We start from the raw sequence: 230 nt of genomic DNA, 5'->3' as shown, positions 1-230 counted from the left end.
GTCGATCCCGTTTCTCGTCATCCCTCCGTATCGGTAAGGAGTCCCAAGATAAGTCTGAGCTTCTGTTAAAATATTGTCGATCGTTTTATTGTGCATGATTGCCTTTGCAATCTCAGAATTCTTAATGGAATTTTTAGCATTAGCCAAAGAAGCTGCCTTTTCGGCAAGAAATGAATTGATCAGTTGCTGCTTATCCTGCTCCATTTTGTTCCTGTCTCTTATACACATCT

General features: G+C 40.4%; 1 pseudogene. It reads right to left on the bottom strand.

The window, feature by feature from the left end:
* Positions 1-204: pseudogene (locus ACPYOJ_RS37185) on the bottom strand (hypothetical protein); the annotation flags it as partial.
* Positions 205-230: the final 26 nt, after the last annotated feature.

Source organism: Rhizobium sp. SVR5-9E, assembly GCF_056755095.1.
This window is presented reverse-complemented; position numbering and strand designations above follow the sequence as displayed.